Annotated in this window: 12 protein-coding genes; 6 read left to right on the top strand and 6 right to left on the bottom strand. The window is 67.8% G+C overall.

Features of this window, described 5'->3' with window-relative positions; genetic code table 11:
* Positions 1-89 precede the first annotated feature (89 nt).
* Positions 90-1766 carry a hypothetical protein gene (locus NM2_RS50435; protein WP_169816311.1) on the top strand — a complete coding sequence of 559 codons (1677 nt, stop codon included), beginning with the start codon at positions 90-92 and terminating at the stop codon, positions 1764-1766.
* A complete protein-coding gene (locus NM2_RS50430) occupies positions 1763-2449 on the top strand; it encodes a hypothetical protein (RefSeq protein WP_169816310.1) in 687 nt (228 codons plus the stop codon). The genes NM2_RS50435 and NM2_RS50430 overlap by 4 nt, the downstream gene beginning before the upstream one ends.
* Here the strand turns inward: NM2_RS50430 and NM2_RS37200 are convergent.
* On the bottom strand, positions 2379-2810 hold the full coding sequence (locus tag NM2_RS37200; RefSeq protein WP_067679355.1) for a YbaB/EbfC family nucleoid-associated protein: 432 nt from the start codon (positions 2808-2810) through the stop codon (positions 2379-2381). The genes NM2_RS50430 and NM2_RS37200 overlap by 71 nt on opposite strands.
* A 61-nt stretch (positions 2811-2871) precedes the next feature.
* Positions 2872-4509, bottom strand: coding sequence for a hypothetical protein (locus NM2_RS37195; RefSeq protein WP_067679352.1), 1638 nt, complete (start codon positions 4507-4509; stop codon positions 2872-2874).
* Positions 4510-4703: 194 nt separating this feature from the next.
* On the opposite strand from NM2_RS37195, the gene NM2_RS37190 reads away from it, so the two are divergent.
* Genes NM2_RS37190 through NM2_RS37180 form a run of 3 tightly spaced genes read left to right on the top strand, consistent with a single transcriptional unit; the run spans position 4704 to position 8994 of the window.
* Positions 4704-5756, top strand: coding sequence for an NAD(P)-dependent alcohol dehydrogenase (locus NM2_RS37190; protein ID WP_067679349.1), 1053 nt, complete (start codon positions 4704-4706; stop codon positions 5754-5756).
* 41 nt (positions 5757-5797) lie between these two features.
* On the top strand, positions 5798-7624 hold the full coding sequence (locus NM2_RS37185; RefSeq protein ID WP_067679384.1) for a glycoside hydrolase family 15 protein: 1827 nt from the start codon (positions 5798-5800) through the stop codon (positions 7622-7624).
* Positions 7621-8994 carry a glucose-6-phosphate dehydrogenase gene (locus NM2_RS37180; protein ID WP_067679346.1) on the top strand — a complete coding sequence of 458 codons (1374 nt, stop codon included), beginning with the start codon at positions 7621-7623 and terminating at the stop codon, positions 8992-8994. The genes NM2_RS37185 and NM2_RS37180 overlap by 4 nt, the downstream gene beginning before the upstream one ends.
* Before the next feature lie 70 nt (positions 8995-9064).
* On the opposite strand, the gene NM2_RS37175 is transcribed toward NM2_RS37180, so the two are convergent.
* Together NM2_RS37175 and NM2_RS37170 are read right to left on the bottom strand one after the other, a co-directional pair.
* Positions 9065-9784 (bottom strand): MerR family transcriptional regulator, encoded by a 720-nt coding sequence (locus tag NM2_RS37175; RefSeq protein WP_067679344.1) that lies wholly within the window; start codon positions 9782-9784, stop codon positions 9065-9067.
* 41 nt (positions 9785-9825) lie between these two features.
* Positions 9826-11250, bottom strand: coding sequence for a serine hydrolase domain-containing protein (locus NM2_RS37170; protein ID WP_218026061.1), 1425 nt, complete (start codon positions 11248-11250; stop codon positions 9826-9828).
* A gap of 155 nt (positions 11251-11405) precedes the next feature.
* Here NM2_RS37170 and NM2_RS37165 point away from each other — a divergent pair, with 155 nt between their 5' ends.
* Positions 11406-11642, top strand: a complete 237-nt coding sequence (locus tag NM2_RS37165; protein WP_218026060.1) for a hypothetical protein — start codon at positions 11406-11408, stop codon at positions 11640-11642.
* A gap of 229 nt (positions 11643-11871) precedes the next feature.
* Here the strand turns inward: NM2_RS37165 and NM2_RS37160 are convergent, their stop codons facing one another.
* Positions 11872-13341, bottom strand: a complete 1470-nt coding sequence (locus tag NM2_RS37160) for a flavin-containing monooxygenase (protein ID WP_157121597.1) — start codon at positions 13339-13341, stop codon at positions 11872-11874.
* Complete coding sequence (locus tag NM2_RS37155) at positions 13334-14407, bottom strand: FO synthase (protein ID WP_245718395.1); 1074 nt, start codon at positions 14405-14407, stop codon at positions 13334-13336. The genes NM2_RS37160 and NM2_RS37155 overlap by 8 nt, the downstream gene beginning before the upstream one ends.
* Positions 14408-14697: the final 290 nt, after the last annotated feature.

Raw genomic sequence — 14697 nt, 5'->3', positions numbered from 1 at the left:
GATCGGCCGTATCCGCGGGCGCGTCCGGTTCGGGCGTGGTGGTGGTCGTATCCGATTCATCCTGCGCGGGAGCGGGTTCGGGTTCCGGCGTGGCGTCCGGCGGCGTGCCGGAATCGTCGGTGGACTCACCATCGGTCTTCGGTGCGCCGTTCTGTTCCGCGGACTCGCCGGGCTCCTGGGCCTCCTCGGAAGATTTTGGCTTCGAGGTTTTTTCGGCGCTCTCGGGTGCCTGGTCGGTTGGTTTCGAGGCGGACTCCGCATCCGGCTTCGCGGCGACCGGTTCGGCGGCGGAGGTACTGTCCGGCTCCGGTTTCGTGGTCGGCGGTTTCGGTGGGGGACTGGTCTCCGAGGCCGAGACCGTCTTCTCCGGTGCCGCCCGCGTTGTGCCGATCGGCTCCGCTGTCTTCGGCGGCTTCGCCTCCGCTGATGTCTTGGGTTGCGCTGTCTCCGAAGGAGTTTCCTCTGCGGTCGGCAACTTGGTCGATGGCTCGGCCGCGGATGCCTTCGTCTGCGCGGTGGCGGGCGCCGCATCGTCGCCATTGGCTGCCGGTGGCGCATCGGGGTCGTCCGCTGCCGACATCCTCGAGTCCGGTTGCCGCGGGGTGCTGTCATCACCGGTTTGCGCCGAATCCTGCACCGTGGCTTCGCTTTCATCCGATACGGGCGATTGCGGGGCATCGTCGGTGGGGCGGGATAGTAACTTGGCAGGTTCGAGGTCGGCTGATGCGTTTGCCGAGCCGGAGTCGTCGGCGCCGGTCGCCGCGGATTCGGGTTCGGTGTCGGGGCGCGGTGGTGCGCCGCTGAAATCCTTGCCGGACAGCGTGTTCGGCTCTGCTGCCGGGCCGGTGGGTTTGTCCGTCTTGGTGATGTGGGGTGGTGCGGCCATGGAGTCGCCGCCGGGCAACGCATTGAGATCCGCGGACACCTGGTCGGTGGCTTTGTGCGGCTTGGCGACGAACTCGGGTGACTCGTGCGCGGCGATCCGCTGGAGCAGACGAGCGTGCAGTTTCCCGGCCGGCCGCGGGGTTTGTCCGGCCGACAGGTTGCCGGTGTCGTCACCAGGCTGGGTGGGTTGGGCACCCGTCCGGGCCGGGGGTCGGTCGTTGTCCGGTACCAGTGCGGCGCTGGCTTTCTGGTCGCTTGCCGCCTTCGGCGCGGGACTGGTGTCCGATGGAAACGAGACCGTCTTCACGGGATTGACGTTGTCGGGCAGTGCAAAGCCCAGATCGGGCTGCCAATCGGTCGAGTTGTGCTCGGGCTCCTGGAGCAGTGCGGAGAGCAGGTCGTTGAGTTGTTGTTGGCGAGACCTCGGTGTGTCGCCGGCGGGGACGATGCCGTGCGCGTCCAGTGCGTCCCTGAGCGCCTGCCGTGCGCGTGCCGCGTCGACCGGTGCCCCCGGTGCCGGTGCGGCGGCGCGGATGCCGGCGAGGCCGTGGGCGGCAGCACCGAGGAATCCGCCGGCGACGGCGGGGAGGAGTCCTTCGGTGAAGCCCTTGACGGTGAATTTCTCACCTGAGGCCGCGATCGACACTGCGGCACCGGCGATCCCGCCGACGAACCCGCCCACTGTCCCGACTATCACCGTGCCACCGACTTGGAAGAACACTCGTCCGGCGGCGCCGGTGGCCTGTTCGGCGCGGGCGAGCGCGCTCGGGATGATCCAGCGGTCGCCGATCACCTTGCCCGCCGCAGCGCCGAAGCCGCCGCCGACGCCGCCTGCGGCCGCCGTGATACCCACGGTCTTCCAGTCCACCGACTTGCGGTGATCGTAGGCGACCTGTTTGGCCTGCACCGCCAGGTTGATGCCGCCACCCTGGAGCGCTCCGATGGCCGCCGCTTTACCGGCCAGGACCAGGGTGCCGCGTTCGGCTGCCGCCTTCGCGCCTTGCCCGGCAAGGTATTCCAGCAGTCTGCGCGAGGCGATCTGCAGCGCTGTTCTGGTTTCCATCTCGGCGAGATAGGCCTCGATCGCGCCGCCGGCGGCGAACATGATCACGGCGTGAGCCAGCGTCCACGCCAGGATCACCAGGAACCCGATGACCGTCCACTTCTGCAGCTCGAAGCTGTTGGCGCCCTCGTACAGGTGCTCGGCCTGGATGTCGTTGTGATCGGCCTGCGCACGGAACTTCCCGGCCAGGTCGCGATACTTTTCCTCGACCTTGTCGCCTGCCGCGCCGCGGATGATCTGGTGCCGGGTGTCGGCCTTGTGCTCGAAGTACTCCGCTCGTTCTCGGCACCATTCGGCGGCATCCGACAACCGGTCGGCGTCGCGACGCATCCCGTCTTCCCGGGCCTCGGGAAAATGACCAGCCGCGATGGCTACCACGGGCGCGGGCAGCCACGGCGGCAACCGCAAAGTCATATCGAATCCAGACCCGTCAACCCCGTGGGTTCTGCTCGCCCCGGAGGTAGGCGCGCATGCCGTGCAGGCCGGATGCCTCCGGCATGATGTCGGCGAGCTCGGGCATGTCATCGAGCTCGGCGGCGACAGGGGCGATGAGGGCCTGATGCTGTTCGTGGACGTGCCCGGCAGCCGCCTGGACCGCTTCGACGATGATGCGGGCGAGCTCGTCGGGCGTCTTCCGCATCGCGGCGGTGGTCAGCGTCAGGTCGGCCAATACGCCGGCCGAGTCCACGGTGACCTCCACCGACCGGTCGGGCGAACCGGCCTGCGCCCGAATAGCTTCCAGCTGCCTGTACGCCTCGGTCAGTCGGCCCTGCTTCTGCTCGTAGGCGTCCAGGAGGTGCTCGACCTGGTTACGCAAGCCATTGTTGGCCGAGAGCAGGCCTTCTCGCTTCCACCGGTCCATAGGTGACAATCTTTCCGGCTCACCACTGACGGGAAGGGTGCGGCCCGCGCCCCCGATGTCGCTACCGCTTGTCCGGCAACGTGGCTCGCGCCATCACCACCAGCAAGCGATGCAACACCTTGGCCGGGCCGCGGGCCTTGCTGCCGTGCATTTCGACCGCGGCGAACCCGGCGGCCAGAGCTCGACCGGGCGAGAGCGTGTCGTTGTCGAAGCTGTAGTCGTCCAGTTGGGCCCGCCAGCGCTTGTAGCCGCTGACGATGCGGCCCAGGTTGTTGTCCTGAGCGCCACTGATGCGCAGGTATTCGGTGATCAACGCGCGCTGCGCTTCGCGCTGGGCGCGCAGGCCACCGGTGAGGTCGAGCACGTGGCCGAGTTCGAGCAGCATCGTCGCGTACATCGGACGCCGCGGTGTCTTGTCCGTGAACCGGGTTGCCACACGGTCGCGTCCGATGAGCAGACCCGGGTCCTCCACGGCCATCCGGGTGAAGACGATCCACGGCTCCGGAGCCTGCGACGAATCCGGATGGGAGCCCGATGTGGCTGTCTCACAACGATTCTCGACGCGCGACAGCGGCCCGTTCGCGGCGATCGCGATGCCGCGGAAGATGATCGAATACTTCGCGAGTACCGCGTCGACGGCGTCGGCGATGTCCTGCGCGGTCTGTTCCGCGACGCTTGCCGCCTCGAATCCGGCGATCTCGAGGCCGTGCCGGGCCGCCAGCTCACGCAGGATACGCATGGCCTCGTCATCGGTCCGCGGCCGCGGCCGCACCGCCGCAGGCTCCCTGCGCGCCGGTGTGGCGCGGCGTTCTTCTTTGCCCGGCTTGGCGGGGCTCGGTGGGCGGTCGGCTTTGCGTGGTGGGGAAACCCTTGGGGGCGTGCGGCTTTCAGGAGAGTTCGCAGTCTCCGGTGTGCTCGGTCCCGACGAGTTTCGAGCCCACGGCGTATCGGCTGCCGGGCGGGAGGAGACGGTGCGGGCCGCCGCGTTCGGAACGGCCGGAGTCGTGCTGGTGCGGGCATCGGCGCCACGGGCTGCCGAGGGGGCGGAGGTGCTCGATGCGGGCGCCGTGGGCTGCTGCTGGTCTGCGTTCGAGCTGTCGTCGGCCGAGCCGGAGCCGTTGCTGGGAGAGCCCGAATCGGACGAGCCGGGCTGTTGTTGTGCGGCGGGTTGCTGCCGCGTGGCCGGTTGCTGGTTCGAGGTGCTGGCAGGGCTTGCTGTGCTGTCGGACGGCCCGGAACCCGTGTCGTGCGCCGCGGCGGTCGGTGTGCCCGACGATCCGGTGGATTGCTGGGTGGGTTGGGCGCGGTCCGGGTAGCCGGAGGCGGGCGAGGAGGTCGGCGAAGCCGACGCCGTCGGATTCGTAGTCGAGGTGTCGGTGTTCGCCGGATCGGCGTTGCGAATCCGCGTTGCGCCGCTCATGTCCTGATTCTCGAACGCATCGGTGAGGTCGCGGAGGTCGGCGCCCATCGCGCGCACGGCGGCCACCAGGTTGTCCAAACCATCCATGCCCTGTTTCTCGCCCGGGACATAGGTTTTCGCGAACGTCTTACCGGGTTCGTCGTTACCCCAGCAGTCGCCCTCCTGGGCCAGCGCGGCCTTCAATTCCGCCACCATCTGTGCCGTCTCGTCGGCGACCTGATCCAATTCCCGCGCTGAAGCGCGCACCTCGCCAGTGTCGATCCACAGTGACTCACTCACATGATCTTCCGTTCGTCTGCACCAGTCTCACCGAGACCGCGCCGAGAGACTTCGATCCCTTCTCCAGGTTGGGAAGATCTCGAGTATCGAAACATCAGGTCGGACTCATTTCCATGCCGAATGCCGACTGATAGCCTGACTGTTGCTGTCGCCGTCGATGCACGTCACACCTACTGGACGAGGAGGGCGGGGCTGTGAAGACATTCGTCATGAAGGAAATCGGATCGGTGGGTTTCGCGGAGAAACCCGTTCCGGTACCCGGTCCCAACGATGCCGTGGTACAGACGACCGCGGCGCTGATCTGCACGTCCGACACTCACACCGTCAAAGGCGGTATCGGACCGCGGACCGACCTGACGCTGGGGCACGAGGCGGTGGGCATCGTGCACGCGGTCGGAAGCGAAGTAGCGCATGTTCGCCCCGGTGACCGCGTCCTGACCGGCGCCATCACTCCCGACTGGGGCGATGTGGCGGCGCAGAACGGATTCCCGTCGCAGACCGGCGGGCCGCTCGGCGGCTTCAAATTCGCCAATTCCAAAGACGGCGTCTTCGCCGAGTATTTCCATGTCAACGACGCCGACGCCAATCTGGCGAAAATCCCCGGCAATATTCCGGACGAGCAGGCCGTGTACTGCGCGGATATGCTCTCGACGGGATTCATGGGAGCGGAGAAAGGCAATATCCCGATCGGCGGAACCGTGGCCGTGCTGGCGCAGGGGCCGGTCGGGCTGATGGTCACCGCGGGGGCGCGGCTGCGCGGGGCGGGGTTGGTCATCGGGGTGGAGTCGGTCGCCAACCGCCAGGAATTGGCCCGCGGCTACGGCGCCGACGAGATCGTCGATTTCACGCGGGAGGACGTCGTCGAGCGCGTGCTCGAGCTGACCGATGGCCAGGGCGTGGACACCGCGGTCGAAGCGCTCGGCGCGGACGCGACATTCCAGACCGCGGTCGAGATCACCAAGCCCGGCGGCACGATTTCCAATGTCGGATACTTCGGCAACGGTGAGTTCGTTCGCATTCCGCGAGCGGCATGGGGAGTCGGCATGGCCGACAAGACGATCAACAGCGGGCTGTGCCCGGGCGGCAGACTCCGTATGGAACGCCTGCTCCGCGTATTGGCCTCGCAGCGCGTCGACCCGTCGCTCATGACGACACACGAATTCGATTTCGACGACATGGAACAGGCGTTCGAGGTAGCGGACAAGAAGATCGACGATGTGGTGAAGGTACTGATCAAATTCTCCTGAGTCGCCCAGCGCCGGGCGTCCCACTCGTGGAAGAGGACGGCATGCATGATCCCGATCCGCCGTTTCGCCCCATCCGCCGGCACGACGGGTATCTGCCGCTGGAGGACTACGGTCTGATCGGAGACGGCGCTACCGCCGCGCTCGTCGGGAGGGACGGTTCGATCCCTTGGCTGTGCCTACCACGTTTCGACGCGCAACCGCTGTTCTGTGGTTTGCTCGATCATGCCCGCGGCGGCAGTTTCACCGTGGCGCCCACCGAACCGTTGGAGGGCCGTCAGCGTTATCAGCCGGACACCGGCGTGCTGGAGACCGAATTACGCAGTGCCACAGGCATTCTCCGGATAACCGACGCGATGGTCCTGCGCCCCGGCTCCGACCTCGGCGACGACGCGCCCGCCGATCGGGCCGAACTCGTTCGGTTCGCGACCGTCGTCAGCGGGCACGTCCAGGTGCGGGTCGAGATCGATCCGCACGGCGGTGCTCAGGTACGCCCGGTGCTCAGCGGGCTGGAGATCCGGACCGCGGCACAACCGAACCTGCGGCTGCATCTGCGCGCCGACCCGCCGCTGCGCGGCTTGCGTACCACTTTCGACATGGCCCACGGTGAGCGGCTGGAACTGGTGCTGTCCTGGGGACGTTTCCAGCGCCACCATCGCTTCGACGCCGCATCGATGGTGCGCCACACGGCCGACGCGTGGCGGTCGTGGATGGCGCGGTGCGCCTACGACGGTCCCGAGCAGGCGCTGGTCCGGCGCGCCGCGATCACCCTCAAACTGTGCGATCACTGGGTCAGCGGGTCCGTCGTCGCCGCACCCACCTCCTCGCTGCCCGCGCCGATCGGCGGCGTCCGCAACTGGGACTACCGCTACGTGTGGATCCGCGACGCGTCGTATGCCGTTTTCGCCTTGCGGCGCATCGGATTCCAGAACGAGGCCGACGCCTTTCTGGGGTGGGTGCTCGACGCGTTCGAGCGCAGCGGCCTGCCACGCATCATGTACGACATCGACGGTGATCCGGTCCCCGACGAGATGGAGGACACCGGTCTGGCGGGTTACCGCCGATCCGGTCCGGTGCGATGGGGCAACGGCGCCGCCGACCAACGCCAGCACGACGTCTACGGCGAGATACTCGACTGCGCCGATCACTGGTTGCGCGCCGGCGGCGACCTGCAGCCCGTGCTGTGGTCGAACCTGGCCGACCTGGCCGAGGCGGCCGGCCACTCGTGGCAGGAGCCGGACCAGGGGATCTGGGAGGTGCGAAGCCAGGGCCGGGTGTTCACCTACTCCGCCGCGCTGTGTCACGTCGCTCTGCACCGCGCGGCGGCCATCGGTGAACGACTCGGCCTGCCCTGCCCGGTCACGCAGTGGCGTACAACCGCTCGCGAGATCCGCGACGCGATCCTGAAGAACTCGTGGGACGAGCGGGCTCGGACGCTGAGCGCTCACCTCGACGGTGGTGGAGAACTCGACGCCAGTCTGCTGGCGCTCCCGCTGCGGCACGTCGTTCCCGCCGATCATCCGCGCATGGTGGCGACGACGGCAGCGGTGGCGAGTCGGCTCGGCGCGGGTGACGGACTGCTGTATCGCTATCTGCACGATGAATCCCCGGACGGATTGCCCGGCGACGAGGGCGCATTCGTGCTGTGCAGTTTCTGGCTGGTCGACAACCTCACCGCTCAGGGGCGTGTCGAGGAAGCCGAGCGGCTCTACGCCTCGCTGTGCGCACGAGCGAGCACGGTGGGCCTGCTCGCGGAGCAGATCGACCCGTCGACCGGCGCGTTCATGGGTAACTTCCCGCAGGCCTTCAGTCATATCGGCATCATCTCCAGCGGCGTGAATCTCGCGCGAGCAAAGGCGGCTGCAGCATGATCACGCGTCTGATCGTCTTCGGCGGCACCGGCGATCTGGCCGGTCGCTACCTGTTGCCGGGCCTGGCCGCGCTGTTCGGCGCCGGCCATTTGGACGCCCGCTTCGAGGTGGTGTGCGCCGACCGGACGGGTCGCAGCCAGGAGGAGTTCCGCGAGTGGGTGGTGGCTCAGCTGGATCGTCATGCCGCGGACCTGCCGTCCGTGGCGCGTAAGGCGGTCGCGGCCGCCACGCGATACCAGCGAGCCGACATCCGAAATCCGGACGATGTGGCAGCGGCGATCCGCGGCGATGGCCCGATCGCCGTCTACCTGGCCCTGCCTCCGGCGGTGTTCCCGGCGGCGGTCACGACACTGCACGAGGTGGGCCTGCCGACGGGCAGCCGGATCGTGCTCGAGAAACCGTTCGGCGAAGATCTGGACAGCGCCGAGAATTTGAATCGGCTACTCGCCGACCTCGTGCCCGAGCGGGCGGTCTTCAGGGTGGACCATTTCCTCGCCATGACGACGGTGCAGAACCTGCTGGGCAGCCGGCTGGCCAATCGCGTGCTCGAATCCATCTGGAACAGTGCGCACATCTCGAAAGTGGAGATCGTGTGGGACGAAACCCTCACCCTCGAGGGCAGAGCCGGATACTACGACCACGTCGGCGCTCTCGAGGACATGGTGCAGAACCACCTGTTGCAACTGCTGTGTCTCATCGCCATGGAACCCCCGATCACGCTGTCCGAGCGAGACCTTCGCGACCGCAAGGTGGACGTGCTGCGATCGGTGCGCCCCCTGACCGATGCCGACCTACCCGGCCGCACCCGCCGCGGGCGTTATCTCGCAGGCCGGATCGGTGACCGCGAAGTGCCTTCCTACGTCGACGAGCAGGGCGTGGACCCGCACCGCCGGACCGAGACGTTCGCCGAAATCGAGCTCGCGCTGGACAGCTGGCGGTGGTCGGGAACGACCTTCGTGCTCCGCAGCGGCAAGGCGCTCGGGGCAGATCGCAAGGAGGTCGCCGTCCACTTCCGCCCGGTGCCCCATATGCCTTTCGGCCACGAGGGGACGGCGGAACCCAACGTGCTGCGATTCGGGCTCGACCCCGAAAGCCTGTCTCTCGAACTGACATCGGTCGGATCCACCGTCGGCACTCTGGTCCCGCTCACCCTGACCGCACAGGTCCAGCCTCCGGAGCTACCGGCCTACGGCAGGCTCCTGCTCGACGTGTTCAACGGCGATCCGGCCCTGTCCATCCGCGGCGACGAGGCGGAACAGGCCTGGCGGGTCGTGAGCCCGATCCAGTCGGCGTGGTCGCGTGATCTGGTGCCGCTCGACGAGTATTCGGCCGGGTCACAGGGCCCGGCCGACGCCGATCACGGTAGGTGACTCATCGGCGGTTGGCCGACGAGCGTGGTGAATCGCCGGCTGAATGCGGCGCCCGCGTCTCGGGGACTAGCTAGCCTTCGGCGAGTCGGGCCAGGCGGTCCCAGGCAGGGGAGGAGGCTCCGGGCTGGGATTGCGCGACCAACCGGGCGGCAGCCGGGTTGTGCACGGTGCGGGCCTCGGATCTGCTGTGGTGCTTGGTGAACCAGCTCCGGAGACGGTCGGCGAGGGCCGGAAGGCGAGGATCGTTCGGCGACCAGTCGTAGGCGGCGTCGTATTCGAGGTACAGGGCACGGAATTCGGGATCGGTGATGAGCTCGCGTTTTTCGGTGATCCACACGGCAGCGTCCTCGGGTGAGGCCGTTTGCAGGAGAATCCAGCCGTCGCGTTCCAAGTGAATGTGGCGATCGCTGACGCCGAGCTCGCGGAGCTCGTCGAGATAGTCGGCGACCTCCGGGGAGACGAAAAGCCGGTCGCCGCCGCGCAATTGGGCGAGCCGATCGCGAGTGCGCCGCAGCTGGGCGATTCGATCCCGCAGGCCGCGGTCGATCTCGGCGATGGCCGCGGTGAGCGCGTCCGGGTCGTTGTCCAGCAGGTCCTTGATGCGGGCCAGTGGCACACCGGCCTCGGCCAAGGTTCTGATCTTGACCAGGTCGATGGCGTCCTGGGCGGTGTAGCGCCGGTAGCCGGACGAGTCACGGTCGGGTTCGGCGAGCAGGCCGCGCTCGTGATAGTGACGGACGGTCTTGGTGGTCACCCCGGCGTAGTCCGCGAGCCGGCCGATCGTGATCATGCCGGATATCCTTCCACTCGGCGGTCGGGTCGTCTGGAATGTCATGCCCGCCGGGTCAGGCGGCCGCCTCCGTTGCGGAAACCTGCTCGGCCGCCGCGGATGTCGTGGTACGAGACGAGCAGCAGTCGCAGGTATCCGTCGAAGGTGCCGAGCGGGTATCCGGCGGGCGCGAAGAGGCCGGGCCGGATCGGCACGTACCGCTGCGGCGGGGCCGAGGTCGTGCCGCCGGCGAACGCGGTGAAGATCCGCCGCTGCGATTCATCCGCCGGTTCGTAGGTCATCCGCTCCTCGAGCTGACCGTCGACGACGGTGACGTCGATGCGGAGCTGATCGGAGCGGTAGGTGCCGACGTAGGGCGTGAGGTCGACGTCGGGCTCGGATTCGGTGATCAGAGAGGGGATTCGGACCCCGAGGTGCTCGCGCAGCAGGCCTTGCAGGATCTGGTCGTGCAACACGATGGCACCGCCGGTATTGCCGTAGGCGGTGAAGACCAGATCGTGTTCGGGCACGACGCACAGGATCGACACACCGCCGGGCGATGCGCCCGACATGGCCAGAACGGTCGTGTCGCCGAACGGATATCGCACCCAGCCCAGCCCCATCGGCGGAACGTTCGGGGTGGCCATATCGTGGCAGACCTGCTGCATGAGCGTGGTCGACTCGGTCGACAGAACCCTTGTGCCACAGGGGGATACACCGCCGGCGAGGTGGGTGCGGCCGAAGGCGAGCAGGTCGGTGACGGTGCCGATCGGTGTGCCGCCGGCCGGTCCCCAGGTATCGGGCAGCATGAACATGCCGGTGGTCTCAGCCGCCATGGTTTGCGGGTTCGGGAAGTGGCCCACCGCGGTGCTGCGCAGGATGGCCCGCTCGGCGGAGGTCCCGGAGGTCGTCATTCCCACGGGTGCGTAGACATCGCGTTCGAGCAGATCGGAGAAGGGTGTGCCGGTAACCACTTCGAGCAGGCGGCCCGCGACTATCATGCCGCCGTTGGAGTAACTGAGCTGCTCGCCGGGATCGAACAGGGTGCCGCAACTGGTCGCGAGGCGCCGCACGTATGCCTTCAGTGCGTCGCGGCCTTTCGCATCGGGGAAGAACAGATCGGCATCGATGCCGTTGGTGTGTGAGATCAGGTGCCGCACAAGGATCTTGTCCGCCGCGCCCGGTTCGGTCAGAGCGAATTCGGGCAGATATTTCACGACCGGCGCATCCAGATCCAGCAGTCCCCGCTCGACCTGCTGGAGGACCAGCGTGGTGGTCAGGACCTTGGTGACCGAGCCGAAGAGAAATCCGGTGTCCTCCAATATCGGTGCACCGGTGGCGATATTCGCGATGCCGTGGGCAAGGACGATCTGCTCGCCGGCGTGATAGACCCCGGCGACGAACCCGGGAATGCTGTTGGACTCGCAGTAGGCGGACACCTGTTCGCGGATCCGGGTTTCGGTGGTATGCAGTGCGTTGCTGTTCATGCGAACCATCGTCGAACCTTGCCCCCGGGGCAAGGTCAAGCCCGGATGCGATGTCAGTCGATCATGGCCCGGTCTCACGACAGCCGGGCACAGTTCGTCGGGGACCGAGGGGAATCAGCCTCCAGCGCGAACGCGGCGGTTTGACTTTCCAGTGGGTGGAAGGTGCAGGTTGGGGATATGGACGACGCGGTAGTGCGATTCTCGACCGCATCGTGCCCGCCGATCTCGGCGTGGCCGACACCGCCGCACTGCTCGAATGGCTGGATCTGGTGGCCGAACCCCGAGTCGAACGATACTGGGAATTGCTGAGCCTGATCGACGATCGCCCGCCGGGGCCGCGCGCCGTACCCGCGTTCGTCTGGCTGGCGAATGCCATCCGTGCGCACCGATGATCCCGGGGGCGGTTGTCCACCGATCGATGATCGTCGGGACCGATGTCGTGAGATGTGCACTGGCTCAGTGTGATTGAAACAAACGTCTGCTCAACCCCACGCATCGCGGCCGGGGCGATGGTGGTCTGAGCAGCTGTGCGCAGGTCGGATAAGACCGGATGTGTTGCGGCACACCATTACCGGCCCGCGTTCACCCGAGAAGTGGTGGGCGCAGGTGTAACGAGTCGGCTCAGCCGGTCGACGCTCGGTAGGCGCTGATGTCGAACGTCGCGTTCTGCTGGCGGAACGATGTCGCGGAGTCCGGCCACAGCAGGGTGAGGCGGCCGGTGCGCTCGTCGCGGTACCAGTTTGTGCAGCCGCCTTGCGTCCAGACTGTGTCGCGGGCCAGGTCGTCGATGAGGCGGGCGGAGGACTGCACTGCCTCGGGGGTGACCTCGAGGACCGTGCCAGGGGTGGAGGCCAGGTGGTCCAGGGCGCCCAGGACATAATCGATCTGCGTCTCGATGACGTAGATCGCCGAATTGTGCCCGAGCGCGGCATTCGGGCCGTCCAGGACGTACATGTTCGGGAAACCGTCGACCGTCGTGGAGGCGTGCGCGACCATGCCGTCGCTCCAGCGATCGGCCAGGGCCAGGGATTCCCGGCCCACGATCTGGCGGGCTATCGGCAGCCGGGTGGTGTCGAAACCCGTTGCGAATACGAGTATCTCGGGGTCGTAGACGTTTCCGCTCGAGGCGTGGACGCCGTCCTCGGTCACCCGCGTCACCTCGGTCGGCTCGAGCCGGACGTGGTCGAGTTGCAGGGAGGCGTAGTAGTCGTCGGAGAACAGGATTCGCTTGCAGCCGATCTCGTAATCGGGTGTCAGCTGCCGACGCAGTTCCGGGTCGCGCACCTGACCCGACAGATGGTCCACCGCTCGCTGTTGCAGCAGGTCGATCTCGGGATGCCGCCGCTTGCGGGCTGGGATGCTGCGCTCGGCCTCGGCGAACAATTCGTCCCGCAACGTCGTGATGGCGGCCGGGTCGGCGGCGAACTGCAGCATTTCCTCGTGGCTGTACAGCCGGTCGCCGCGCGGCAGGACGTAGGGCGCCGAACGTTGGAAGACCACGACCTCGCTGGCCTCCCCGGCCAGCCGCGGCAGGATCTGGATCGCCGAGGCGCCGGTCCCCACCAGCCCGACCCGTTTGCCGACCAGCGACACCCGGGGATTCCAGCGCGCGGAATGCCAATGCCTGCCGCGGAATTCGCGCAAATTCTCGACCTGCGGGATCTTCGGTTCGGTGAGTCGCCCGGTGGCCACGACCAGGGTGACGGCCGAGAAGCTGCCGCGACTGGTGTGCACGATCCAGCGGCCGTCCGACTCGCGCCAATGTGCCTGGCGCAGAGTGCAATTCAGCAGCAGATGCGGTTCCAGGCCCTCCTGCCGCACGCAGGACCGCAGGTATTCGTGAATCTCCGCGCCCTCGGCGAAGATTCGCTTCCATCGCGGATTCGGCAGAAAGGAGAACGAGTACAGATGCGCCGGAATGTCGCATGCCACACCGGGATAGCGATTGTCCCGCCAGGTGCCGCCGACGTCGTCGGCCTGCTCGATGATCACGAACGATTCGCGCCCGCGGCGGGCCAGTTGCGCGCCCATGCCGATTCCCGCGAAACCGGCGCCGACGATGAGCACGTCGACGTGGGTGAGTTCAGACATCGGCATATCCGGTGGTGCGCTGCTTGGCGGTCCGGCCGAGGGTGTCCGCCGCCCGCTCGACCTCGTCGGCGGAAAGGGTGCGTCCGGCCTCGGCGAAGGATTCGGGCGCCAGGCGTCCGTCCAGGAGCAGGCCGCCGAGATCGTTGGCCCCGCCGCGCAGCAGGGAGACCGCCGCGTCGAAGCCGAATCTGGGCCACGCGGCCTGGATGTTCGCGATCCTGCCGTGCAGCATGAGCCGTGCGACGGCATGGATCGCGCGCGTCTGCCGCCAGGAGGGACCGGGCAGTGAGCCGACGCCGGGCGAGACCGGGCCGGATACGAACGGCATCGCGATGAATTCGGTGAAACCGCCGGTGCGGTCCTGGATCTCGGCGATCAGCCGCAGATGGGCGACCTGCTGTGCGGGTGTCTCGATGTGGCCGTACACCATCGTGGAGGTGGAGAACAGGCCCGCGCGGTGGGCGGCCTCGATCACCTCCGTCCAACTGCGCACCGGCAGATCCGGGCCGCCCAGCAGGCGGGCGCGCACGTCGTCGTCGAGGATGCGCGCGGCCGTGCCGGGGACCGAGCCGAGCCCGGCCTCGCGTGCCGCGGCCAGGAAATCCGGCAGGGGCATCTTGCGGCGCGCGGCGCCGTCGAGCAGTTCGGGGGCGCGCAAGGCGTGCAGATGGATCGGCCCGGCCTGCGCGATGGCATCGATCAACGCCAGATAGTCGTCATCGCTGTCGGCCGGGAGTGGCCCCTGCATGCAGATCTCGGTCGCGCCCAGCTCCCGCGCCTCGCTCACCAGGGCGGTGAGGCGGCGTCGGGCAGGCTCGCTCGTACCGGACACCGCCGCGGTGTCCAGATTGCGGTTCACCGCATAGGTCAGGACGTCACCGGTGGCCCGGTGACGCAGCAGATCGGCGGCTCGGCACAGTTCGTCCAGCTCCGGCCCGTCCGCGCCGAGCAGCGCGATATATCCCTCATCGGGCAGCCCCGCCGGGGCGTCGGCCGCCTCGTCGAGCCACTTGCGCACCAAGCCCGCGTCGGGCAAACCGGATCCGGCGACAACAACATCACCCACGAGGCCAACCATACCGCCGTGCTCCGACATGCCTCGGGGCGTAGCTGTAAGACGCCGTATCGGACCTTCGTCCACCGGCTCGCCCCGAAGGAGGAGACCTCGCTCATGAACCGGGAGCGCGACGGTAGTGAACGGTCTCAGAGGGATCGCGGGCCGGGCAGTGGCCGCACCGGGCTCCGACGGATACACCGAGGGGATCGGCGGCGGTGTCGTCGAGGTGCTGCGCAGCGCGCGTGACCGACGGTGATGCTGTGGGTTGCGGGTGACCATCCGCCGTCCACGACGCGGCC

It is taken from the genome of Nocardia miyunensis NBRC 108239 (assembly GCF_001613065.1).
Lineage (GTDB): Bacteria > Actinomycetota > Actinomycetes > Mycobacteriales > Mycobacteriaceae > Nocardia > Nocardia miyunensis.
Note: the sequence above shows the minus strand (reverse complement) of the source record. Positions and strands in the feature narration are given on the sequence as shown.

Coding starts and splice junctions, on each gene's coding strand:
- NM2_RS37185 (WP_067679384.1), top strand. CDS start 5,798: ATGCATGATCCCGATCCGCCGTTTCGCCCCATCCGCCGGCACGACGGG.
- NM2_RS37200 (WP_067679355.1), bottom strand. CDS start 2,810: ATGGACCGGTGGAAGCGAGAAGGCCTGCTCTCGGCCAACAATGGCTTG.
- NM2_RS37175 (WP_067679344.1), bottom strand. CDS start 9,784: ATGATCACGATCGGCCGGCTCGCGGACTACGCCGGGGTGACCACCAAG.
- NM2_RS37170 (WP_218026061.1), bottom strand. CDS start 11,250: ATGAACAGCAACGCACTGCATACCACCGAAACCCGGATCCGCGAACAG.
- NM2_RS37160 (WP_157121597.1), bottom strand. CDS start 13,341: ATGTCTGAACTCACCCACGTCGACGTGCTCATCGTCGGCGCCGGTTTC.
- NM2_RS37180 (WP_067679346.1), top strand. CDS start 7,621: ATGATCACGCGTCTGATCGTCTTCGGCGGCACCGGCGATCTGGCCGGT.